Source organism: Plebeiibacterium sediminum (assembly GCF_026013605.1).
Classification (GTDB): domain Bacteria; phylum Bacteroidota; class Bacteroidia; order Bacteroidales; family Marinilabiliaceae; genus Saccharicrinis; species Saccharicrinis sediminus.
In genome coordinates this window covers 1-830 of the sequence record NZ_JAPDPJ010000229.1, presented here as the reverse complement: position 1 = coordinate 830, position 830 = coordinate 1, and the positions used below count along the sequence as shown (strand labels likewise).

Here is an 830-nt window from a genome sequence, read left to right as displayed (position 1 = left end):
TCTCCTGCAGAACCCGTAAAGAAGTATGGATTATCTTTACTCCAAACGAAATTTCGTGTATTCTGGTAAATAGGATCATTAACATCAACATCGCCAAGATAAGCCATAGCTAACAGGCTAGGTACATTAGCATCATCCATCAAATACTGATTTCCAAAACCATCAACCTCATAAGCATAAATAGTTCCGTATTTAGGATGATTGTAGGTTGCATATTTCTGTAATGCGCCTTCTACTTCATTTGCCAAATCAATACATTGCTGAGCTGTTGCCTCATCTTTATTTACCGCAGTTAATATTTCTGCAGCTTTACGTAAAGAAGTAACCGCAAAGAAGTTTGATGGAATTAAAAATTGTAAAGTTGTTGCATCATCTGACGGTCTGAAACATGAAACAATTAAACCAACTGGATTAACCGGATTTCCCAATCCATTGTTATTCATAGTATCTAACTGGCGTTCTGTATTACGCTGAAACTTATATGGTCCGTTATTTTCCTTTCGCTGCTGCTCTTTAAAAGTTTTAAGAATATTTTCCATTGCTTTTAACCATTCCTCATCAAAAATAGAGGCATCCCCAGTTACTTTCCAATACTCATAAGCCAATCGAAGCGGATAACATAATGAATCAATTTCATACTTACGTTCGTGAAGTGCTAATTTCATATCTGTTTTATCACTCATCCATTGATGATCAGGATTTGGATCATGAGGATCTAAGAATGCATTGGCATAGGGATCAATGTTAATACACATCATTTGTCGACGAATTACACCAGCCAACATACTCTTTAAAGCCTCATCATTATTGGCAAATTGAATATAAGGCCA

General features: G+C 35.9%; 1 protein-coding gene. It reads right to left on the bottom strand.

What is annotated here, in order from left to right:
- The coding region (locus tag OM075_RS25225; protein WP_301193332.1) for a glycoside hydrolase family 125 protein at positions 1 to 830 on the bottom strand (830 nt) is incomplete at both ends.